The organism is Vibrio sp. J2-3(2022) (assembly GCF_021725735.1).
In the GTDB taxonomy this organism is placed as follows: domain Bacteria; phylum Pseudomonadota; class Gammaproteobacteria; order Enterobacterales; family Vibrionaceae; genus Vibrio; species Vibrio diabolicus.
This window is the reverse complement of sequence record NZ_JAKKCK010000005.1, coordinates 260,657-282,560: the sequence shown is the minus strand read 5'-3', so window position 1 is coordinate 282,560 and position 21,904 is coordinate 260,657. Positions and strand designations below refer to the sequence as shown.

19 protein-coding genes are annotated in these 21,904 nt (G+C 45.7%); 11 read left to right on the top strand and 8 right to left on the bottom strand.

Annotated features, from left to right (window positions below):
• Window positions 1–106: 106 nt before the first annotated feature.
• From L3V27_RS18495 to dapD, 3 genes are all read left to right on the top strand, one after another.
• Window positions 107–1,033, top strand: coding sequence for a LysR substrate-binding domain-containing protein (locus tag L3V27_RS18495; RefSeq protein ID WP_237312483.1), 927 nt, complete (start codon window positions 107–109; stop codon window positions 1,031–1,033).
• Between the two features lie 128 nt (window positions 1,034–1,161).
• On the top strand, window positions 1,162–1,458 hold the full coding sequence (locus L3V27_RS18490; RefSeq protein WP_041852896.1) for a YebG family protein: 297 nt from the start codon (window positions 1,162–1,164) through the stop codon (window positions 1,456–1,458).
• 329 nt (window positions 1,459–1,787) lie between these two features.
• Complete coding sequence (gene dapD / locus L3V27_RS18485; protein WP_237284009.1) at window positions 1,788–2,819, top strand: 2,3,4,5-tetrahydropyridine-2,6-dicarboxylate N-succinyltransferase; 1,032 nt, start codon at window positions 1,788–1,790, stop codon at window positions 2,817–2,819.
• 77 nt (window positions 2,820–2,896) lie between these two features.
• On the opposite strand, the gene glpQ is transcribed toward dapD, so the two are convergent.
• Entirely contained in the window at window positions 2,897–3,952 is a 1,056-nt protein-coding gene (glpQ, locus tag L3V27_RS18480) for a glycerophosphodiester phosphodiesterase (RefSeq protein ID WP_237312482.1), read from the bottom strand.
• 56 nt (window positions 3,953–4,008) lie between these two features.
• The gene (gene glpT / locus L3V27_RS18475; RefSeq protein WP_006742417.1) at window positions 4,009–5,373 is read right to left on the bottom strand and encodes a glycerol-3-phosphate transporter; all 1,365 of its coding nucleotides are present in this window, start codon (window positions 5,371–5,373) and stop codon (window positions 4,009–4,011) included.
• Between the two features lie 896 nt (window positions 5,374–6,269).
• On the opposite strand from glpT, the gene L3V27_RS18470 reads away from it, so the two are divergent.
• The 5 genes from L3V27_RS18470 to L3V27_RS18450 all read left to right on the top strand — a co-directional run bounded on the left by L3V27_RS18470 (window position 6,270) and on the right by L3V27_RS18450 (window position 12,626).
• Window positions 6,270–7,124, top strand: coding sequence for an MIP/aquaporin family protein (locus L3V27_RS18470; RefSeq protein WP_046875005.1), 855 nt, complete (start codon window positions 6,270–6,272; stop codon window positions 7,122–7,124).
• A 59-nt stretch (window positions 7,125–7,183) separates the two neighbouring features.
• Window positions 7,184–8,701, top strand: a complete 1,518-nt coding sequence (glpK, locus tag L3V27_RS18465; RefSeq protein WP_006742415.1) for a glycerol kinase GlpK — start codon at window positions 7,184–7,186, stop codon at window positions 8,699–8,701.
• Between the two features lie 159 nt (window positions 8,702–8,860).
• On the top strand, window positions 8,861–9,652 hold the full coding sequence (locus L3V27_RS18460) for a DeoR/GlpR family transcriptional regulator (protein ID WP_006742414.1): 792 nt from the start codon (window positions 8,861–8,863) through the stop codon (window positions 9,650–9,652).
• Window positions 9,653–9,828: 176 nt separating this feature from the next.
• A complete protein-coding gene (glpD, locus tag L3V27_RS18455; protein ID WP_237312480.1) occupies window positions 9,829–11,388 on the top strand; it encodes a glycerol-3-phosphate dehydrogenase in 1,560 nt (519 codons plus the stop codon).
• Window positions 11,389–11,672: 284 nt separating this feature from the next.
• Complete coding sequence (locus L3V27_RS18450; protein ID WP_237312479.1) at window positions 11,673–12,626, top strand: CorA family divalent cation transporter; 954 nt, start codon at window positions 11,673–11,675, stop codon at window positions 12,624–12,626.
• 72 nt (window positions 12,627–12,698) lie between these two features.
• On the opposite strand, the gene L3V27_RS18445 is transcribed toward L3V27_RS18450, so the two are convergent.
• Window positions 12,699–13,883, bottom strand: coding sequence for an NnrS family protein (locus L3V27_RS18445; RefSeq protein WP_237312477.1), 1,185 nt, complete (start codon window positions 13,881–13,883; stop codon window positions 12,699–12,701).
• A gap of 184 nt (window positions 13,884–14,067) precedes the next feature.
• On the opposite strand from L3V27_RS18445, the gene L3V27_RS18440 reads away from it, so the two are divergent.
• The gene (locus tag L3V27_RS18440) at window positions 14,068–14,619 is read left to right on the top strand and encodes a gamma-glutamylcyclotransferase family protein (RefSeq protein ID WP_114323574.1); all 552 of its coding nucleotides are present in this window, start codon (window positions 14,068–14,070) and stop codon (window positions 14,617–14,619) included.
• A gap of 38 nt (window positions 14,620–14,657) precedes the next feature.
• On the opposite strand, the gene L3V27_RS18435 is transcribed toward L3V27_RS18440, so the two are convergent.
• Both L3V27_RS18435 and L3V27_RS18430 read right to left on the bottom strand, forming a co-directional pair.
• A complete protein-coding gene (locus tag L3V27_RS18435; RefSeq protein ID WP_048625919.1) occupies window positions 14,658–15,254 on the bottom strand; it encodes an outer membrane beta-barrel protein in 597 nt (198 codons plus the stop codon).
• 146 nt (window positions 15,255–15,400) lie between these two features.
• Entirely contained in the window at window positions 15,401–15,733 is a 333-nt protein-coding gene (locus tag L3V27_RS18430; protein ID WP_005494151.1) for a tRNA-binding protein, read from the bottom strand.
• A gap of 176 nt (window positions 15,734–15,909) precedes the next feature.
• Here L3V27_RS18430 and L3V27_RS18425 point away from each other — a divergent pair, with 176 nt between their 5' ends.
• Window positions 15,910–16,908 carry a substrate-binding domain-containing protein gene (locus L3V27_RS18425; RefSeq protein ID WP_134647114.1) on the top strand — a complete coding sequence of 333 codons (999 nt, stop codon included), beginning with the start codon at window positions 15,910–15,912 and terminating at the stop codon, window positions 16,906–16,908.
• Window positions 16,909–16,998: 90 nt separating this feature from the next.
• Here the strand turns inward: L3V27_RS18425 and L3V27_RS18420 are convergent, their stop codons facing one another.
• Together L3V27_RS18420 and L3V27_RS18415 are read right to left on the bottom strand one after the other, a co-directional pair.
• The gene (locus L3V27_RS18420) at window positions 16,999–18,387 is read right to left on the bottom strand and encodes an MFS transporter (protein WP_237312475.1); all 1,389 of its coding nucleotides are present in this window, start codon (window positions 18,385–18,387) and stop codon (window positions 16,999–17,001) included.
• A 70-nt stretch (window positions 18,388–18,457) separates the two neighbouring features.
• Window positions 18,458–19,528, bottom strand: coding sequence for a cellulase family glycosylhydrolase (locus L3V27_RS18415; protein WP_005456695.1), 1,071 nt, complete (start codon window positions 19,526–19,528; stop codon window positions 18,458–18,460).
• 212 nt (window positions 19,529–19,740) lie between these two features.
• On the opposite strand from L3V27_RS18415, the gene L3V27_RS18410 reads away from it, so the two are divergent.
• Window positions 19,741–20,766, top strand: coding sequence for a LacI family DNA-binding transcriptional regulator (locus L3V27_RS18410; RefSeq protein ID WP_167426284.1), 1,026 nt, complete (start codon window positions 19,741–19,743; stop codon window positions 20,764–20,766).
• A 73-nt stretch (window positions 20,767–20,839) separates the two neighbouring features.
• Here L3V27_RS18410 and galM read toward each other — a convergent pair whose 3' ends face one another.
• A complete protein-coding gene (gene galM / locus L3V27_RS18405; RefSeq protein ID WP_237312473.1) occupies window positions 20,840–21,904 on the bottom strand; it encodes a galactose-1-epimerase in 1,065 nt (354 codons plus the stop codon).

The following is a 21,904-nucleotide window of genomic DNA, read 5'->3' as shown; positions in this document are numbered from 1 at the left end:
GACCTCAACCAGACTCACTCTTGATGGAGCGTATAATACGCTTGCACTTCGTTCCGATATATCTAATTATTTAAAACAAACGTTCAAAATTACTTAACGGTGGGGTATGGCAAGTCACATTTCTCTTAAACAACTGAAAGTGTTTACGACGATCACGCAGCACAAAACGCTCACAGCAGCTTCTGATAGTCTCTTTTTATCGAAAGCCGCAGTGAGCATGGCACTCTCAGAATTAGAAAAACAGATCGGCCATCATTTGTTTGATCGTGTTAATAACCGACTAATTTTGAACCAAGAAGGTCAAAAACTGCTGCCACTGGCGGATGAATTACTCAACCGAGCCAAGGACATCGAGAGCATTTTCGATGGTGATCAAGCGCTGTCGGGCCAACTTCGCATTGGTGCCAGTGACACCATTGGCAACCAAGTCGCGCCCTATTTGCTTAGCGAATTTCGTCAGCAAACGAACCATCGTTCTCAAAGCCTGTTTATTTCTAACTCTGCACAAATCTGCGACATGCTGACCGATTACGAGTTAGACATCGCCCTAATTGAAGGCAAAACACTTCACCCTGAATTGCAGTCCACCCAGTTTAACGAAGATGAAATGTGCGTGATTTGCGCGCCAGATTACCCAGCCGCGCACGAAGGGCCAGTAAATTTAACCGAGCTAGAAAACAGCGAATGGATATTACGAGAGGCGGGGTCTGGTTCACGCGAATTTTTTATGCGCGTTGTCGCGCCGCGCTTGGAACATTGGCATGAAGCTTTTCAGCTCAATACCACCGAAGCGTTGATCAACTCAGTATCGGCGGGGTTAGGCTTGGGCTGCTTGTCACGCTTGTCTGCTGAGCCTGCTATTCGTGACGGTCGCGTGCAACTGCTCGACATGCCTTTAGATATGAAACGTCGCTTCTGGCTACTGGTTCACAAAGAGAAATACCAAAGCCCACTACTCAGAACGTTTATCGAATTTTGCCAAGATTGGGAACGACCAAATAACCTTTATCTAGAGAATACGCCCTCCAAGTGAAACGGAGATAGTTTAAATGCTGGTCAGTTAGTTGTACGTGTCTCTCATTCTTAGGCTTGTCGCTAGACTTAACTGGTCAAAAACTGTATAAAAAGCCAGTATCAATACACCAAGTTAGGGGACCAACCATGGCTGTAATCGTCAAGTACGTGGTAGAACGCAATGGAGAAGAGAAAATGACTTTTACCTCTAAAGCGGAAGCTGACGCATACGATAAAATGCTAGACATGGCAGACGAACTATTCACGCTGCTAGGTAAAAGTGAACTTCTAGAAGACGAAGGTAAGCAAGAAGATCTTGCGATGTACCTCGCTCAAAACAAAGAAGAAGTGCTTTACGCACTGGGTGCAAAACGCAAACCGGCACCAAAGAAAGCAAAAAAGCTTGAATCTGTAGAAGAAGACAAGCAAGAAGACGCTGCATAAGCCTCTCATTTGTTAAAGAAACGCCGCATCATGTGGCGTTTTTTATATCTGAAGGCACACATCATCATGGAAAGATCGCCCTTTCTTTCGAGCACAGATACGACAAATCGCCTTCTTTCATTTCAACAAACACCTGCTAATTGACCACCTCACAACCACATTTCTCATCAGACAGACATATCTCCCAAAAGACAAAAGGTATCCATCTACAGACTTTATCTATTTCCCCTCTTTAAACTCCCTAGCACTCTCATTATGATGGCTGACAACTTAATTATTTCTTGTCAGTGAACAGACGAGACACAAGACTCAACACATGGAGATCAACTATGGCTTTCTTTTCTCTAGCCTTTGGTACAGCGACTAAAAACCGCGATGGCAAAATCATTGAAGCGTTTTTTCCAAACCCAGTTCTTAACCCAAGCGACGCACTTGTTAACGCACTAGCAGCAGTAGCAGGTTACGAACAAGGCAACCAAGCTATCGAGATCTCTGCAGCACAAAGCGCAGAACTTGCGGCGGCTTTCGAAGCAAACGGCGATGCAGCAAACGCATCTTTCGCAACCAAAGCAGCAGAATCAGCACAGCCGCTTGTACTGGTTATTCTAGCTACGGATGAACAGCCACAATCTGTTGCTGAAGGCTTCCTAAAACTTCAACTTATCTCTAACCGTCTAGTTAAGCCACACGGTACAGTACTGGATGGCATCTTCGGTCTACTACACAACATCGCATGGACTAACGAAGGCCCAATCGACCTACCTGAGCTGGCTGAGCGTCAAATCGAAGCTCGCCTAGCTGGCCGTACGCTAAGCGTAGATTGCGTAGACAAGTTCCCTAAAATGGTGGACTACGTGGTACCAACTGGCGTTCGTATCGCAGACACTTCTCGCGTACGTCTTGGCGCACACGTTGGCGAAGGCACAACCGTTATGCACGAAGGCTTCATCAACTTCAACGCTGGTACTACTGGCGTGAGCATGGTTGAAGGTCGTATCTCTGCGGGTGTGGTTGTTGGTAACGGTTCAGACATCGGTGGCGGTGCATCGATCATGGGTACGCTATCTGGCGGTGGTAAAGTGGTGGTTTCCATCGGTGAAAACTCTCTACTAGGCGCAAACGCAGGTCTTGGCTTCCCAATGGGTGACCGTTGTACTATCGAATCAGGTCTGTACGTAACCGCTGGCTCTAAAGTACTCATGCTAGATTCTGAAGGTCAAGAAGTCGAAGTGGTGAAAGCACGCGACCTTGCTGGTGTTTCTGACCTACTGTTCCGTCGTAACTCTGTAACTGGTCAAATCGAGTGTCTTGCAAACAAGAGCGCAGTTGAACTGAACAGCGAACTGCATAAAAACAACTAATAAATAGTTAAGAAAAATCCCCCAGCAGAAAACTGTTGGGGGATTTTTTAGCTAAAAGCAAAATGCGTGAGTGCTGATTACTGATTTAAAAAGCTGACCGCTTTATCTGGGAAATCAGTAAACAAACCATCCACTTTCACTTGGTTGTAGTACACATCCATCATGCCTTCAAAGCTATCCGTGTACGCAGGAATACGTCCTGGATCGGCACGGAACGTGTATGGGTGAACTTGTAAACCAGCGTCTTTTGCAGCCTTCATCAACGGCTTAATGATGATGTTGTCTTTGGTTGACTTATCATCCACCAGCATCGGCTTCCAAGGTCCAATTCCTTCGGCGTAACTCGCCACTTTCTTCATGCCGTCGGCTTCGAACATCCAATCATAGCTGTATGGCGTTGCTGTATCGCCTTTGTACACCATAGTTTCGTTCCAATCGGTGTAAGCCATGAGCTGAACGAGCTTTAAATCCATGTCCATTGCGGGCATCAACTCACTGTTAATGCGTTGCAGTTCGTTCGCATCAAAACACTGAAGGTAGACTTTGTCGTCTTGCGAGCCGTAACCGTACTGCTTCAAGACTTTAAGTACTGCTTTAGAAATGTCCTTACCTTCATGACGATGGAACCAAGGCGCTTTAATTTCTGGGTAAATACCGATGTCATAACCCAGCGTTTTGTTTAAGCCTTGGATCAGCTCAATCTCTTCAGCAAACGTCGGCACGGTGAAATCAGATTTCCACATAGGGAATCGGGTTGGATAGCCCGCTACTTTGTTGCCTTTCTCATCGATGTTGAACCCTTCGGTAACTCGTAGCGATTTGATTTCCGCCAGAGTGAAATCAATCGCGTAATAACGGCCGTCTTTGCGTGCACGATCAGGAAAACGCTCCGCAACATCCGTTACGCGATCCAAGTAATGGTCATGCAATACGACCAACTGGTCGTCTTTCGTCATTACCACATCTTGCTCTATGTAGTCAGGTTTCATTGCGTAAGCAAGCGCTTTGGCTTCTAGCGTGTGCTCAGGCAAGTAACCCGATGCGCCACGGTGTGCAATTACAAGCGGTTTCGCAATCGCACCAGCAGAGAGGCTAAGTGCTAAAAAAGTAAGACATACTGACTTTGTTTTCATTGTTATTTCCTTGATAAAGCGAAGAGGCAGTATTCCACTGCCTCTTTAAATAAATATTACGCTAGCGCTTCCTTTTCGCGCTCTTTTTGCTCGTGGTGCGCACGCTCACCTAAGAAGGCGTACATCAAACACACAATAGAAGTAATACAAGAACCCACTAAGATGATAAAGCCACCATCCCAGCCAAAGTGGTCTACCGTGTAGCCCAGAATCGCGTTTGCGGCAACTGCACCACCTAAGTATCCAAATAAACCAGTAAGACCAGCAGCAGTACCAGCGGCTTTCTTCGGAGCGAGTTCAAGTGCGTACAAGCCAATCAGCATAACCGGACCATAGATTAGGAAGCCAATTGCAATCAGCGCCATCATGTCCACCATTGGGTTACCAGCAGGGTTAAACCAGTAAACCATCACTGCAACGGTCACTAACACCATAAATAAGATGCCAGCAGGTGCACGACGACCTTTGAACAATTTGTCTGAAATCCAACCACACAATAATGTGCCTGGAATGCCGGCCCATTCGTATAAGAAGTAAGCCCATGACGATTTATCTACCGAGAAATCCTTCGCTTCTTTTAGGTAAACAGGTGCCCAGTCCAGTACGCCGTAGCGAATTAGGTAAACAAATGCGTTTGCAATTGCAATCGACCAAAGCAGCTTGTTGTTGAATACATACTTAAAGAAGATTTCCTTGGCTGTCATTTCTTGTTCGTGCGACTTGTCATAGTCATCAGGATAATCGTCTTTATACTCTTCGATCGGTGGCAAACCACAAGATTGAGGCGTATCGCGAACCGTCATCCAAACAAACACAGCAACCAACGTGGCGAAAAATGCAGGAACATAAAATGCAGTGCGCCAATCATCGTTAAATGCCCACAGGCCAAGAATAAATAGTGGACCAATCAAACCGCCACCCACGTTGTGTGCCACGTTCCAAACCGAAACGATCTCACCACGCTCTTTACGTGACCACCAGTGCACCATGGTTCGTCCACATGCGGGCCACCCCATGCCTTGGAACCAACCGTTCAAGAAAAGCAAAATGAACATCGCAGTGACGCTGCCAGTCGCCCATGGCATAAAGCCAAAGCAAAACATCACTAATGCAGACATCAGTAGGCCGCCACTAAGGAAATAGCGAGGGTTGGAGCGGTCAGAAACGCTGCCCATTAGAAATTTAGAGAGACCATATGCAATGGAAACAGCTGCCAGCGCGACACCTAAGTCACCGCGGCTAAAGCCTTGCTCGATAAGATAAGGCATCGCCAAACTGAAGTTTTTACGAACCAAATAGTAACCGGCGTAGCCAACAAATATACCGATAAAGAGTTGCCAACGGAGGCGAGAGTAGGTGCTATCGATACTGCCAGGGGACAGACGATCAATGTGCGCCTTAGGTTTGAATATTCCAAACATAGGAACCTCATTATTTTGTATGCGATGGTAAAAAACACAAAAGGAGCGAACGAAACAAAAAAATCTTCGTTCGAAAGTTCATGAATTGTATTGAGTTAGGATTTTATTTCTGTGACAAATGTTGCACATGAATTAAATATAAGTAAATACAGTAAATTAGAGCGCATTAATTAGACCATCGTTCAACTTTACTCATAATTAGTTAATATGAAACTGATGTTTCAACCTCTCATTTGAGCATTCCAATTCGAAACCAATGAAACAAAGGCTCGAATAAGAACACAAATTAACCGTAAAAAGGGTGTTTCACATCCATCCTTGTTACGCGAAACCACTAAATAACTAAAAAGATGAAAAATGTTCGCGCTTAGTATCAAACGAAATAACAAAACTAATGTTATCTGAACTCAAACCTGGACAGTGATTCACGAACACAAGACATAAACCGCGTTTATTTTCCTCTCCACTTTCATAATTAACACTAATTTGGATAACAAGTTCCTCTCGAGATATAAACATAGCAACGCATTTTCTTATATCACCGCTAGTCCTTGATGTACTTGACCTCGCCTTACCTCTTTAGGGTTAATTACTACGCAAAATCTGAGTAATAAATCCCCAAGCACGTAGCAGCTTCACAAAACTCCTCTTACCAGTTGTGCATTCTTTTTCACATCGGTAATTTGAGCGCTTCCCAAACACACTTCGTAGTAAAGAAATTCTTTTCGTTGTTTTCTTTTTCGATTAAAAGATGCGCCATTTAACAAAAACGAAGACTTTGATTAACAATTTTATGCTCAAACGCTCATTTTTAACGCGCGTTTGTTTTCGCAAACGTTTATATGTGCACAATAGTATCGTGCTAGACAGGCAAAAATGATCAAAGGACTTTTAACATGACAACGAACAAACACCCCTCTCTGCTCGGAGAATGTTTGGCCGAGTTTATCGGTACAGGACTACTTATCTTCTTCGGCGTAGGCTGTGTCGCAGCCTTAGTTCTAACAGGCGCATCATTTGGACAATGGGAAATCAGTATTGTATGGGGCCTAGGTGTCGCCATCGCTATTTACTGTACAGCCGGCGTTTCAGGCGCGCACATCAACCCAGCGGTAACCATCGCACTCGCTATGTTCCATGGTTTTGATAAGGCGAAAGTGGTGCCATACATCATCGCCCAAATGCTTGGCGCATTCTGCTCTGCTGCGTTGGTTTACAGCTTATACAGCAACCTTTTCACCGACTACGAAATCGCACATAACTTCGTCCGCAGTAGCCAAGATGCACTAGCAACCGCTGGTATCTTCTCAACCTATCCACATGCTTCCCTCTCTTTCTTTGGCGCTTTTGCTGTGGAATTCGTTATCACTGCCGTGCTGATGTTTGCGATTTTGGCTTTGGGCGATGAAAATAACGGCGCTGCACGAGGTGCAATGAACCCGCTGTTAATCGGTATTTTGATTGCCGTGATCGGTGGTTCTCTTGGTCCACTAACTGGCTTCGCGATGAACCCTGCGCGCGACTTTGGACCGAAACTGTTCGCTTACTTCGCAGGCTGGGATTACGCTCTGACAGGTGCTAAAGACATTCCTTACTTTATCGTGCCTTTACTTGCTCCGATTGCAGGCGCGTGTTTTGGTGGTTGGTTGTATCCAAAAGCGATTGCGGCTTACCTTCCACAACAAGGCCACGGCTGTACAATTCCAAACCAATGTGAGACGGAAGAAGAAACAGAAGAAGCTAGAGCTTAAAACTGACGCAACTCGAACATTTACTAAAATATAAATAACGAAACAAAAGGATTCTTACCATGACTGAGCAAAAATACATTGTTGCCCTAGACCAAGGTACGACAAGCTCTCGCGCAGTAATTCTTGATCATGACGCGAACATCGTAAGCGTCGCACAGCGCGAATTTACTCAGATTTATCCAGAGGCAGGTTGGGTAGAACATGACCCAATGGAAATCTGGGCAACACAAAGCTCTACGTTGGTAGAAGCTCTAGCTAAGTCTGGCATCCGTAGCGACCAATTGGCGGCTATCGGTATTACTAACCAGCGTGAAACCACCATCGTCTGGAATAAAGAAACAGGCAAACCCGTTTACAATGCGATCGTATGGCAATGTCGCCGTACTGCTGACATCTGTGAAGATTTAAAAGCGCGTGGTCTAGAAAACTACGTACGTGACAACACAGGTTTGGTGCTTGACCCTTACTTCTCTGGCACTAAAGTGAAATGGATTCTGGACAACGTTGAAGGCGCGCGCGAAGACGCAGAAGCAGGCAAGCTGTTGTTCGGTACCGTCGATACTTGGTTAGTTTGGAAGATGACTCAAGGCCGCGTTCACGTGACCGACTACACTAACGCATCGCGTACCATGCTATTTAACATCAACGATCTATGTTGGGATCAGAAAATGTTAGATGAGCTTGGTATCCCAGCATCTATGATGCCAGAAGTAAAACGTTCATCGGAAGTTTACGGTAAGACCAACATTGGTGGTAAAGGCGGTACTCGTATTCCTATTTCTGGTATTGCTGGTGACCAACAAGCTGCGCTTTACGGCCAAATGTGTGTTGAAGCGGGTCAGGCGAAAAACACTTACGGCACGGGTTGTTTCTTGCTAATGAATACGGGCCAAGAAAAAGTCACTTCGACGCACGGCCTACTGACAACTTTGGCTTGTGGTCCGAAAGGTGAGCCTGCTTATGCACTTGAAGGTGCCGTATTCATGGGTGGTGCTTCTATCCAATGGCTACGTGATGAATTAAAAATCCTAAACGGTGCAGAAGACTCTGAATACTTCGCAACCAAAGTGGATACCTCAAACGGCGTTTATGTCGTGCCTGCCTTTACTGGTTTAGGCGCACCATACTGGGATGCCTACGCACGTGGCACGATTGTCGGCCTTACTCGCGGCGTGAACTCAAACCACATTATCCGTGCGACTTTGGAAGGTATCGCTTACCAAACTCGTGACGTACTGGATGCGATGCAAGCCGACTCAGGTATTAAACTTGCGAATCTTCGCGTCGATGGCGGAGCGGTAGCGAACAACTTCCTAATGCAGTTCCAATCCGATGTATTGAATACAGAAGTACACCGCCCTCAAGTAACAGAAGTGACGGCTCTTGGTGCTGCCTACCTTGCAGGCCTTGCCGTGGGTTACTGGGACAGCATTGACGAGTTGCAAAATAAAGCGGTGCTTGATCGCACGTTTGAGCCGCACGATGATGAAGAAAAGCGCAATCGTCGTTACAAGGGTTGGAAACGCGCAGTGAAATGTGCGCAAACCTGGTCTGAGCTTCACGACGAAGAAGATTAATCTCACCTCCATACGAAAAAAGAGCGCCATTTGTGCGCTCTTTTTTGCGCTTTGCCCCTGATTCCTGAACTCGCTTACTTCTCACAACGCGCAAATTCGAGCACAATAGAGCTTCGAATTTGAAGCATTGGCCGTTACCAATGCACAAGGGAGTGGTAAGTGAAGCAAATACCTCGACACCAACAGATTGTTGAGTTGGTGAAAAAACAAGGCTATGTCAGCACGGATGAGTTGGTAGAAAGATTCAATGTCAGCCCACAAACCATCCGACGCGATCTTAATGAACTCGCCGACGACAACAAAATTCGTCGTTATCACGGTGGTGCAACCATCCCTCTCAGTTCTGAAAACACATCTTACAACACGCGTAAAGCGCTCAACTTCAATGAAAAAGATGTCATTGCAGACGAGGTGGTCAAGCACATTCCTGATGGCGCGACTCTATTTATTGATATCGGCACCACACCAGAAGCGGTTGCGCGAGCGCTCAATAAAAACCATAAACAGCTACGCGTGGTTACCAACAATATCAACGTGGCAACCATTCTCTTCCCCAACCCAGAGATCAAAGTCATCTTAGCTGGCGGTGAAGTTCGAAGTCGCGATGGCGGCATTGTTGGAGAAGCCACTCTCGACTTCGTTAAACAGTTCCGTCTCGACTTTGGCATTCTTGGCATCAGTGGTATCGACTTTGATGGTTCACTGCTGGATTTTGATTATCACGAAGTAAGAGTCAAACAAGCGATCATCGACAACAGCCGCAGTGTATTTCTTGCCGTCGACCACACCAAGTTCGGGCGCAATGCCATGGTGAAGCTAGGCAATATCGCTCAGCTCAACATGATCTTTACCAACAAGCAGCCACCAGAAGAAATCTTGTCGATTTTAAAAGAAGCTTCAATTCCACTTGAAGTCGTTGAAGCGAACGAGACAAACTTCGAAAACGAGTAGTTTCAATCATTAATTTGCCTCTCAAATGACCTCTGTCTTAATTAGGCAGAGGTTTTTTTGTGCCTAAATCACACAAAACGCTCACAAACGAAAATAATAGATGATCACAAACGAAACCTAAGCTAGGATTAGATCATGTTCTAAAATGCTCGTTCGCTCACCAAGAGGTCAAATTTATGAGTATACAAAAAAATGCTTCCACTACTAGCTCATCCACTACCTTAGACTTGATCGTAATTGGTGGCGGCATTAACGGGGCTGGTATTGCGGCAGACGCAGCTGGCCGCGGTTTGAGTGTTGGCTTATACGAAGCAAGTGACTTTGCGTCCGCTACTTCTTCGGCAAGTTCTAAACTGATCCACGGCGGTTTACGCTACCTTGAACACTACGAGTTTCGTTTGGTTTCGGAAGCGCTCGCAGAGCGTGAAGTTATTCTTCGCAAAGCGCCTCACGTTGCCCTACCAATGCGTTTCCGTTTGCCTCATCGCCCATTCCTACGTCCAGCTTGGATGATTCGCTGTGGCCTATTCCTTTACGATAACTTGGGTAAACGTACGACTCTACCAGGCAGCAAAACCGTTAACTTAGCGAAATCGGGCTTGCTAAAACCAGAAATGAAAACCGGTTTCGAATACTCTGACTGTTGGGTTGATGACGCGCGTTTAGTATTACTTAACGTTCTGGCTGCTCGTGAAAACCATGCAGAAGTACGTAACTACTGCCGCGTAGAAAAAGCACACCGTGAAGGTGGTATCTGGCATGTCACGATTCATGACGTGATGACAGACCAACGTTTCGAACGCAAAGCAAAAGCACTAGTAAACGCAGCTGGCCCTTGGGTAAAACAGTTCTTTGATGATGGATTAGAGCAAGCCTCTCCTCGTAACATTCGCTTAATCAAAGGCTCGCACATCGTTGTTCCTCGTATCCACAACGAACCGCAAGCCTACATTCTTCAAAACAAAGACAACCGCATCGTATTTATGATTCCTTACTTAGATAAGTTCTCAATCATTGGTACAACAGATGTGGAATACAAAGGTGATCCACGCGAAGTGGCGATCTCAGATGACGAAGTCGATTACCTCATCGACATCGTAAACCAACACTTTGTCCACCAGTTGACTCGCGAAGATGTGGTTTGGACATACAGCGGTGTTCGTCCTTTATGTGACGATGAATCTGACTCTCCGCAAGCGATCACACGAGACTACACGCTAGAACTCGATGCGGAATACGACCATGCACCTCTGCTTTCTGTCTTTGGTGGTAAGCTGACGACCTACCGTAAACTGGGTGAAGCGGCAATGAAAAAGCTGACTCCTTTCCTACCAGAGATGGGAAGCGACTGGACGGCAAATCAAACCCTACCTGGTGGTAACTTCAGCTGTAGTCGTGAACAATTAGCTAAACAAATTCATGCTAAATACGCTTGGGCGCCAGAAGCATTGATTCTTCGTTACGTGACACAATTTGGTACCCAAACGTGGAACTTAATGGAAGGCACAGCAAGCGAAGCTGACCTTGGACACGCGTTCTCATCGCAAGCCGGCGGTGTTTACCAACGTGAGATCGACTACTTAATGAACCATGAAATGGCAATGACCGATGAAGACATTTTGTGGCGTCGTACCAAGCTTGGTCTGTACATGAACGACGAAGAAAAGCTGGCTTTATCGGACTATTTAAAAGAAAAGCTACAGCAGAAAGTGGTTAATCTTTCTCAAGTTGGCTAACTGCTCCTCCCCTCCCCACTAGAAAGCCTGCCTCGTTGCAGGCTTTTTTATTTTGCTGTTTTTACACCACACTTTGGCTTGCTTCGCTTGATTACAAATAAGAGCAACTATTCATAGACATTTAGCGTTAAATGCAATCATACTCATTTAAATAATTACCCCTGAATCACTTCATGGCGCTAGGTTCAGAACGTTATCACTGATGCACTTCCCGGAAAATAATGCAGTGGAAGAACAGGCTCTTTCCAAATTATTTGGGGAAAGGCTCAGACAAGGAAAAGAAAATGGGTTTTATGATTGAACATTGGGATTTTTCAACCCCAGAAGCAACTCAGCAATCCACAACGGCGGAGCAGATTCAAGCCAAACATTGGTACCATTGTGAGCGGCTGCATCCCGATATTCGGGGCTGGCTAGAACAAAACCAAGTGCCACGTGCCACTGTTGATCACCTGTTAGCCGACGAGAGCCGACCGTCTTTCCACCCTTTTGATGACGAGAACTTCATGTTGATTTTACGAGGCGTTAATATGAATGGCGATGCTTCACCAGAAGACATGCTCAGTATTCGAATTCTCTATTTTCAAGGCGCACTGATTTCAACACGTAAGATCCCATCGCGTGCCATCATGGAAATTCGTCAAGCATTGGCGGAACACAAAGGTCCGAAAAGCCTTGCTGGTTTACTTCATCAGATTATTGAAGGATTAAATAGCAAAATAGACGTTTACCTCGATACGATTGAAGAGACGTTAAACCAGTTTGATGTGAATGATGAATCGACGTACAAGCATATGGCGACTCAAAAAGCGCTTATCTCCATCAAACGTTTTATTCGCCCTCAGCAATATGCTATTCGTGATCTCGTTGAATCAGAGTCCGAGTTGGTGGCTTTAAGGCCCCATCAATATCGCTTCGCCCACAATAATATTACGCGCATAAATGAAACACTTGAGTTTTATCTTGGAGAAGTCGCACTCTTTCAAGAAGAAATCAAACATCATCGTGACGAGAAAACTAATAAAAACAGTTATCTATTTACCTTGGTGGCGACTATTTTCTTGCCAACCAGCTTCCTAACAGGTTTGCTTGGCATCAACATTGGCGGTATGCCAGGCGTGGAATCCGCCATGGCGTTCACCTGGTTCTGTATCGCTTTAATTGTCATCTTTGCTCTAGAGTGGTGGCTATTCAAACGCTTGGGGCTCACGAATAAAACGGACGACGAAGACGAATAAGCGCTAATCCTATAAAGAACAAAAATCAAAAGAGGAGCGCGCGGCTCCTCTTTCTCTACTCACATTAGCGCCCTATCCGGGATGACCATCAACGCGAGGGGTAATAAGCATCACGCCAAAGCGCCAAACAAACAGGCCAAATGCGACAATCCACAATCCGCCACTGATGTTAATCCACAGCATCATATTGGCAGGATCAAATATCACGGCAAAACTGCGAACCAAAGCTGCCGCGGTAATCGCCGCAAACGCAAGGCTCATGTTCGGACCTTTGTAGATCATGCGACCAGTATGTCCCATCGTCACGCGTGCGATCATCGCTAAAATCAAGCCGCCTAATGCACCTATCGCAAACAGGTGAATCAGGTTATGGCTGGCAAATGCATCTCCCCAAATGCCTCGCAAAATTAAGCTTAGTGGCAAACACAAATACGCAGCATGCAGCGACCACACTAAAGGCTCGCTCAGGGTTAACCAAGGTTTCCAGCGAACAAAACGCACCAACTGAGCAACTCCTGCAAACAGCATCAACGGATTACCTAGTTCTGCAAACGTCACAGGGAAAAAGCTCAGCACAAATAGCATTACCAACGGCAAGTTCGCGAACCACTCTAACCAAGCCAATGGTTGCGCTTTTTCGAAATTAAATCGACGCGCAGTAAAGAATGGAATCACACGCCCGCCCATGACCGACAGCAACAACGTAAACCACCACAACATCGCCTGCCATACAGCAGAAGAGCTAAACGGCGGCATGCCTTTTATTGTTGCGTAGCTTGCAAAGTTCGCAAAAATGGCCAAAAGAAACAGCGGCACAAAAAACAGATTACGCCAACCTTTGGCTCGATAAACACGAATGCCTACCTCATAGGCAACAAACAACAAAAATACCGCTTCAATGCTGCTGGTTAACCATAACGGCGCTGGCGTCCAAAGCAATATTCGGGGCGCGAGCCATAAGCCAAATAAGACCAAAAGCGTGTAATGCTTGGTACCATTAATGCCAGTCCAGTTTTGTACCGCGGTCAGTACAAAACCAACCACAATCGCCATCGAAAAGCCGAACAACATTTCATGTACGTGCCACCATAATGCCGGTACAGCTAATGCGTTTGGCTGTCCGCTCTGGAACATCCACACCCACAACGCGATCGCAACAATGGCGTAAATCGACCCAAACAGAAAAAACGGCCGAAAGCCTAATCGCAGCCATGCGGGGATTTTTTCTTCCACTTTTTTATCGGTGATATTCAGCATTATCTTGCCCTCAAGCGTCTCTCGATGCTGGTTAACTCAACTACAATATTGATGCTATCATAAACATGCATAAAAAATACATGTTAATAGTTAAGATTATACTTAAGAGGTAAAGTTGTACTTCAGAGGCGGGTTAGGTATAAACGGTGAGAGACACAACCATCAGTGAAGGGATGCAACGAAGATGTACATATTTGGCTATGGCAGTTTGATTAATTCTGCGTCACGTAAGTTAACCGGACAAACGGGAGAAGCCATTCCCGTCATTGCTCATGGACTGGTGCGCTACTGGGGAAAGATTGATGACAGCTACACTCTGTCTCCTCTGGTTGTGAACCAAGGCGATGGGCAGGTCAACGGCGTTTTACTCGAAGTGAATGAAGAAGCTCTCGCAGAATTCGATCGCCGTGAGCGTGGTTATCATCGTATTCAAATTCAGCCAGATCAAATCGAATCGGACGCGAACTTTAACCAAGAACATAGCATCTGGGTTTACGTAAAAGACGAGCCATTACCACCGTGCGTAAAAAGCCCAATCATGCAAAGCTATGTCGATACCGTGCTAGCAGGTTGCTTAGAAGTATCTCATGCGTTTGCAGAGCATTTTGTGCGTCACACCATTGGCTGGCAACACGCAAAAGAAAATGACCGCCACCAACCTAAATATGGCAACCTTGCAGGCGTGCAAGAGCATCATTACGAGTTGATTGATAATCTAATCAAAAAAGGAGCCTAACGGCTCCTTTTTAGTATCTATGTTTTGCTTATGCGAGCTTAAAACTTGTAATCAACGCCAACGTACAGGCTGTCAAAATCAAATTCAAGATCGCCACCACCTTCAACATCGATGGTTACTGTAGAAGCACGGTAGCCACCAGAAACAACCAGACCTGAAGCAAATTCATAACCCACTTCAGCACCATAGTTAAAGCCAGCATCGCTACCATCAGTCTTACCAGTGAGACCAGAAAGGTTTGATTTTGCCTCTAAATCAACCCCCGTTACACCTAGACCAACAACAGCACCAACATAAAAACCAGTGCCAGAGAATTGGTACTTAGGTTTAGCATTAAGGTTGAATGAATAACCTTCAACAGTAGCTTCTAACCAATTACCCGCGCCCGATGCTTTTTCTTCGAAGCTACCGTAGTAAATGTACTCACCTTCTAAAGCCAATTTGAAGTTTTCTGAATATTGCAGCTCTTTACCTACCGCAATACCCAAACCTGTAGCTGAAGAGCTGTAAGAGTGACCTTCAACTTCAAGATCAGAGTTAAGAATATCTGCGCCAACATACCAGTTACCTTTTGCTTGAACTGACGCTGAAGCAACCACTGCACCTAAAGCCAATAATGGCAATACTTTTTTCATTATAATTTCCTATGTTTTTCATACTGTTAAACAGTTTTTAAAAGCGCGGAGATTATAAATAGAGTTGAATATATTCCTATTGATTTATTTATAAAATGAGACACAAAACATAAACACGAGCAATAAAACGTTTGCTTGATTAAACTCTAAACAATTCTCACCCCAGTCGGCATCGCTCTTTCTGGCGTTAGCAACACACTTTCGGATTCATCATCCGTTTCTGCGCACAACAACATACATTCTGAGGTTTCGCCGCGCATTTTGGCTTTGGCAAGATTACACAACACGACCACTTGTTTGCCCATCAACTCTTCCTCGGTGTAATAAGGTACTAGGCTGGTTACGGTTTGCAGTGTTTTTTCACCAATATCAATTTGCACAATGTACAGCTTGTCTGCATTTTGATGACGAGCCACTTCAATGATTTTTCCGGTACGAATTTCCAGTTTGGCAAAATCTGAGTAAGCGATAGTTTCCATAATTAAAACCTCAGTAAAGTTTTACTAAAAAGATAACGTTTACACTATCAGTAAGCTTAATAAATACAAGTGGTAAAGATCTCATTTCCGAAAGCAAATCCCCTATCAAATTGCACTTATTACACAATGGGTGTTTAATACTTCCAGTCAAAATTTTTAGCCACTAAAGGTTCTATATGGCAACGATCAAGGATGTCGCGAAAGAAGCCGGTGTTTCGGTCGCAACGGTTTCTCGCGTGATCAACAAGTCCCCAAAAGCCAGTCAATCATCGGTAGAGTCGGTCACCAAAGCAATGAGCAAATTGGGCTACAGACCCAATGCCGCAGCTCGTGCATTGGTGAGTCAAAGCACAAATACCATGGGTGTGTTGGTGAGTGATGTGTCCGATCCTTTCTTCGGCACGCTGGTCAAATCCGTCGATAATATCGCGCGCGAAAATGGCAAACATATCTTGATTGGCAACGGGTATCACAATCCAGATGATGAGCGTCAAGCCCTAGAATTGCTGATCAACAGCCGTTGCGATGCAATAGTCATCCACTCGAAAGGCTTATCTGATGAGGAGCTAATTGGCTATGCCCAAGAAGTGAAAGGTATGGTGCTTATCAATCGACATATCCCAGAGCTAGCCGAACGCTGTATTTCCCTTGATAACCGCAAGGGGGCATTCCTCGCGACAGAATATTTGATTCGTCACGGGCATCGCAAAATTGCTTGCATTGCCTCATCCCACGATATCGAAGATACCGATGAGCGATTGCAAGGTTACCAAGCAGCATTGAAAGAACATGGTATTGAACTCTCCAAAAGCTACATCGAATACGGTGAACCCAACAGTGATGGTGGCGAAGTTGCGATGACCAACCTGTTAACCAAATCTTTGGAGATTACTGGAGTGGTGGCCTACAACGACTACATGGCCGCTGGCGCACTCGCAGCGTTAGATCAAAATGGCATTGACGTACCAAGTAAGGTTTCTATGGTCGGGTTCGATGATGGCTTAATCGCCCGCTTTGTTCACCCTAGCTTGACTACTATTCGCTACCCAATCGAGATGATGGCAGAACGCGCCGCCCGTTTGGCTTTGGCGCTATCTCGTGACGAAAAAATTGAAGACGAAACCATTATTTTTAGCCCAACTTTAGTACGAAGAAACTCTGTCGAGCGTTGTTGATGGTGAATAATCTGTAATTTGAAAACGAAAAGCCCGCTCAGGTTATTGAGCGGGCTTTTTCTTTGAGCACTTGTCGAGACGATATGGACTCTAGCTCAAGGCTTCGTTCGGTTTTGCAGACTTCACGTCAACGCCTTGCGCAAACTCATCACGCTGTAATTTTTCTCGTAAAATCGCGTGTTGGTCTTCGGTAAATGTGTAGCGAGACATAATAAAGATGCGCACTAAAGCTCCCAATGCGGGTAGCAACGCAATACAGAAGAACATGCCACTGAGCGCGGTTTCCGTTTGCACCGCATTTGGTACATAGCCAATCATCGTCAAGATAACCCCCGTTAAGCCACCCGCTACCGCAACAGAGAGTTTGCCTGTAAAGGTCTGTCCCGAGAACGTGATCGCCGCGGTACGTTTGCCGCTGTGGTAGTAAGAGTACTCAACTGTATCTGCAATCATGGCCGAGATAAGAGGGTTAGTCATCATAAAGATGCCTGTGATCACCGCTAACCACGCCATCACGACCGTTGGATTATCATAGCCAGTAAAATAGAACCCAATGCGAGCGATGATCTCTAAAACGCACAGCGCAATAAAGATGTCACGTTTTTTGAAACGCTTCGTCAGCACTGGCGTAGCCAAACACGCAATCGCACTTACCAAAGTGATGGTACCAATCAGAGAGACTAACCCTGCGTCCCCCATGTTGTATGTGAAGAAGAAAATGTACAGGCCATTCACTAGATTGAAAAACACATTCATGAAAAACGCTGCCAGAATAAAAAACAACGGCTTGTTTTTACGAACGGCTTGAAAGGTTTGTTTTAGCGTGACTTTTTCACAGCTCTTCGTCGAGATGCGTTCTTTGGTGTTATAAAAACCGTTCAGCATGAAGAACAAACCCGCGATCATCAACACAATCACAGCTGGTAAGTAACCCTGATCTGCTCGGCCATCAGCGAAGTAAGCGCTCAGTTTCGGGAACACAACCAAAGTTGCACCAATACCTGCATTCACCCCTAACATGGCACAAGTTGCCGCTTTTGCTCGCTCTTGCGGTTCATCCGTCATAACAGAAGACATAGACCAAAACGGCACATCAGAAATGGTGTAAAGCGTACCCCAAAGAATGTAAGTGATACCGGCATACATCACTTTTGTCGACGTATCAGCATCAATGTTATAGAACGCGGCAACCGTGACCAGAACAATCAGAATCGGCGTAAACAGCATGTAAGGGCGGAATTTACCAAAGCGAGAGTCTAGCGTGTCCATGTATCCGGCAATGAGCGGATCGTTCACCGCATCCCACACACGAGCAATCAAAAAAATCGTACTCGCCGCAATTGGAGAAATGCCCAAAATATCGGTATAGAAATAAAGAATAAAAGAGCCGACTAGACCAAAGCTAAAGCACTGGCCTACCCCATAGCCGAAGTAAGACATCAGCTCCTTATTGGTGAGTTTGTTTTGTAGAGTAGTCATTGTTCACGTCTCAATTGATTTTATTGTAAATAAGAAACCGACCCATTTCTCAGAGTCGGCTCACAGGCAATTAATCCACTTCTGCGAGTGTTTTGATCAATTGCACTTCGCTTGCGTCATACGGCTGTCCTTGCTCATCAAGCAGATCGTGGAACCATTGACTCGCATAGTTTGCATCGCTACGTTTTATCTCTGGCCAAGGCAGATGCGTTTGTGTTTTTCCTTTCACTAATCCCCACTGGTAGCAGCCAATGTTTTTCTGTTTAAAGACCGGAAGCTGTTCGTGCATGTACGATTGCGCATGACGAGCAAGCCACTCAGTACACATCATTGGTCGGTTGTAGCTTTCTACAATTTCAACGGCTTTATGGAACAGATCGAGTGGTAAGTAAGCGTGGAAAGTAATGATGTCCGACAGCTCCATCGCTTTGCGATCGGTTGGGTGTTCATAAATCGGCAGGCTTCGGTCAAGAATGCTTGGCGCATGCCAAGCGCCGACGGTGAGAGGCTGAGTTGGGTTTTCTTCACGTGCCCACTCAAACGCTTGTTCCATCAGCTCATGACTAAAGGTTTCCATTTCTTCGTCGTAAGCAATCTCACCCGTGGTGGTGAAAATCATACGGTTGGTTGGCTCGTTATAGAGATCCCAAATAACGATTCGAGGGTCATTTTTGTAGGTAGAGATGATGTCGCGAATATACGCTTCGACCTCACCCCACATAGATTTGTCCATCACCACATTGCGACCAGGACTTGCTGCTGCTTGGCTGTTGTGCAAATCCGGTACGGGCGCTTTTTGTTCACCAAGATAAGGATGGTCGCCCGAGAAACCGCAGTCATCCATCGGCGTGAGCATCACTTTGATTTGATTGCGTTCGCAAATATCCAGAAAGCGCTCAATTCGCGCATGTAAACCATCGCGATCCGCTTGCCAAACTATAAATGGTAAGTTGGTACGTAAAGTGTTGTAACCCACATCATGCGCCCAAGCTAACTCTTGTTCCATCACCTCAGGTGCAAAAGATTCCGCTTGCCACATCTCATTCCAGTTAACCGCTGTGCGCGGTAAATAGTTAAAGCCACGTAGCCAGCCATGCTCTTTTTGCCATTGCCACGCTTTCTCTTCCGACCATCTTTTCATCTTACTCACCTTAAAACTAAATTATTAACTAATAATATTAGCTAATATATTAATTGATAATTTAATGACTAGGTGATCAAAGAATAAACGTGGTGAAAATCACAGCTTTTAAGTTGCTCTGACTTACTTTTGTGATCTTTATCTTTAAAGGATGATCCGAACTTAATCTTTAGCTAATATCTTTAGCTAACGAAATTACGTAAAAGAGCAGAATGGCTAAAAAAATCACCATGAGTGACATTGCGGCGGCGGCTGGCGTCTCTCAGTCGACCGTATCGCTGGTATTGAATGGCTCAACTTCCGTAAAAATCGCGGAAGCGACCAAACGTAAAGTGCTCGAAACCGCAGAATCACTTGGCTACAAAAACAAAAAGGTTGCCCATGCTTTGGGACGCCCTAAAAAGATCGCATTGGTGATCAACGGCTTAACCAGTTATGACCCATTTATCGATGCCATCAATGCAGCGAGAGAAGAAGCGTGGTCGAACGACTACATATTGGTGACGTTCAATTACAGCCATGATGAAGTGTTGGCAAGCAAGATTGAGTCGGAGATCAACGGCGGTGATTACGCAGGCTTGGTTTACGCATCCAGTATGACGCGAGAGTTGGAGCAGCAACGCGTCACAACTTCCTTACCGACTGTACTGCTGAACTGCACCAACGAAGAACACACCGAAACGCCAAGTATTTTGCCGGCCGATATGATTGGAGCTTACAAAGCAGTTTCACACCTCACGACGCAAGGCTATCGTCGCATTGCCATGCTGTCTGGTGAAAGTTGGATGCTAGCCAGTAAGCAACGTGCCGATGGTTATCGTCAGGCTCTCATTGATGCAGACATCATTCCTAACTCAGAGTATTTAGTCGATGCAAACTGGTCGCTAAAAAAAGCGCACCAGCAAACACTGGCACTACTGAATATGGAGCAACCGCCAGAAGCGATTTTCTGTGGCAGCGACTATATGGCAATGGGGTGCTACCAAGCGATAGCGGAGTTGGGGTTGAAGATTCCTCAGGATGTTGCCGTTGTCGGTTACGATAATCAGCAAATCGCCTCTGAAAGCTTTCCAGCATTAACGTCGGTTGAACTGCCCTACTCAGACATGGGTAAACTCGCAATCGAATCGTTGATGGCACTGATTGAAGCGCAACCGTTGCTTTCTAACAAACGCAAAGTAGAGGGTGAGCTCATCGTTCGAACCTCTTCGACAAAAACAAAAAAGGTGGGCATGTAGCCCACCATAACACCCAAAGTCGTTGGAGTTGCAGCATCGCTGCCGCTGCAAGTTCAAAGGGCAGAAGTGCTATCTAAAATTCAAACTGATAAGTAGTTTGATGCTGATAGCAATCCCCAGAGCTCAACACCCCATTGTTGAGTCCCCATTCTGGTTTGTTTGGCCCGTCTGGAAAGTACTGCGTTTCCAATGCTAGGCCGTCATAGCGTTCGTAAGTTTTACTTGCACCTGGCGTACCGGCTAAGAAATTACCTGAATAGAACTGGATGGTAGGTTTGGTGGTTTTCACCTTCATCACCACATCTTCTTTTGGTGCAATTAAAACCGCAGCGACAGATACGCCATCGGTCACTTCAGGCGTGAATACAAAGGCGTGATCGTAGCCACCAGCAGTTTTCTGATCTTGCTCGGCAAGAAATTCTTGGCCAATCGATTTTGGCTCGGTGAAGTCGAAACTGGTGCCCGAAACTGGCTTTTGTTCACCGGTAGGAATTAACCCCGCATCCGTTGGCAAGTAATGCCCAGCATTGAGCTGTAACGTATGATCCAAACTTTTCGCGCGGCTCGCCTCACCAGCCAAGTTAAAGTAAGTGTGATTGGTTAAATTCACTGGTGATGTTTTGTCGGTCTTAGCATCATAGGCGATAGCTAATTCATTCTCATCAGTGAGCGTGTACATCACCTTCACATCGAGGTTTCCCGGATAGCCTTGGTCACCGTCCGGGGAGCGAAGTGAAAAAGTGACCTGTTGATCATTTTGCTCTTCAACCTTCCAGCGGCGTTTATCAAACCCTTCCAGCCCACCGTGCAGTGAGTTTTCACCGTTATTGATACCAAGTTGATACTTCTCTCCGTCTATCTCAAACTGCCCTTTCGCAATTCGGTTAGCAAAGCGGCCAACAATGGAACCGAAGTAAGCGTCTTGCTTCATGTGTTCAGCCATATTTGGTGAGCGCAACAACACTTCACGGTTTTCACCATTTACCGGTAATGTGCAACTCAACCACGTCGCACCGATATCCATAAACGACGCTGTCATACCATTCGCGTTGGTCAAATGAATCAGATTCGCAGTTTGGTCATCAAACGACGGCGTTTGCGCCATCGCTTGTTCTAGTTGTTGAAAATAGGCTTTCAT

Bases quoted from the DNA above. Each gene is read 5' to 3' on its own strand.
- L3V27_RS18495 (WP_237312483.1), top strand. From the start codon at position 107: ATGGCAAGTCACATTTCTCTTAAACAACTGAAAGTGTTTACGACGATC.
- L3V27_RS18490 (WP_041852896.1), top strand. From the start codon at position 1,162: ATGGCTGTAATCGTCAAGTACGTGGTAGAACGCAATGGAGAAGAGAAA.
- dapD (WP_237284009.1), top strand. From the start codon at position 1,788: ATGGCTTTCTTTTCTCTAGCCTTTGGTACAGCGACTAAAAACCGCGAT.
- glpQ (WP_237312482.1), bottom strand. From the start codon at position 3,952: ATGAAAACAAAGTCAGTATGTCTTACTTTTTTAGCACTTAGCCTCTCT.
- glpT (WP_006742417.1), bottom strand. From the start codon at position 5,373: ATGTTTGGAATATTCAAACCTAAGGCGCACATTGATCGTCTGTCCCCT.
- L3V27_RS18470 (WP_046875005.1), top strand. From the start codon at position 6,270: ATGACAACGAACAAACACCCCTCTCTGCTCGGAGAATGTTTGGCCGAG.
- glpK (WP_006742415.1), top strand. From the start codon at position 7,184: ATGACTGAGCAAAAATACATTGTTGCCCTAGACCAAGGTACGACAAGC.
- glpD (WP_237312480.1), top strand. From the start codon at position 9,829: ATGAGTATACAAAAAAATGCTTCCACTACTAGCTCATCCACTACCTTA.
- L3V27_RS18450 (WP_237312479.1), top strand. From the start codon at position 11,673: ATGGGTTTTATGATTGAACATTGGGATTTTTCAACCCCAGAAGCAACT.
- L3V27_RS18445 (WP_237312477.1), bottom strand. From the start codon at position 13,883: ATGCTGAATATCACCGATAAAAAAGTGGAAGAAAAAATCCCCGCATGG.
- L3V27_RS18440 (WP_114323574.1), top strand. From the start codon at position 14,068: ATGTACATATTTGGCTATGGCAGTTTGATTAATTCTGCGTCACGTAAG.
- L3V27_RS18435 (WP_048625919.1), bottom strand. From the start codon at position 15,254: ATGAAAAAAGTATTGCCATTATTGGCTTTAGGTGCAGTGGTTGCTTCA.
- L3V27_RS18430 (WP_005494151.1), bottom strand. From the start codon at position 15,733: ATGGAAACTATCGCTTACTCAGATTTTGCCAAACTGGAAATTCGTACC.
- L3V27_RS18425 (WP_134647114.1), top strand. From the start codon at position 15,910: ATGGCAACGATCAAGGATGTCGCGAAAGAAGCCGGTGTTTCGGTCGCA.
- L3V27_RS18420 (WP_237312475.1), bottom strand. From the start codon at position 18,387: ATGACTACTCTACAAAACAAACTCACCAATAAGGAGCTGATGTCTTAC.
- L3V27_RS18415 (WP_005456695.1), bottom strand. From the start codon at position 19,528: ATGAAAAGATGGTCGGAAGAGAAAGCGTGGCAATGGCAAAAAGAGCAT.
- L3V27_RS18410 (WP_167426284.1), top strand. From the start codon at position 19,741: ATGGCTAAAAAAATCACCATGAGTGACATTGCGGCGGCGGCTGGCGTC.
- galM (WP_237312473.1), bottom strand. From the start codon at position 21,904: ATGAAAGCCTATTTTCAACAACTAGAACAAGCGATGGCGCAAACGCCG.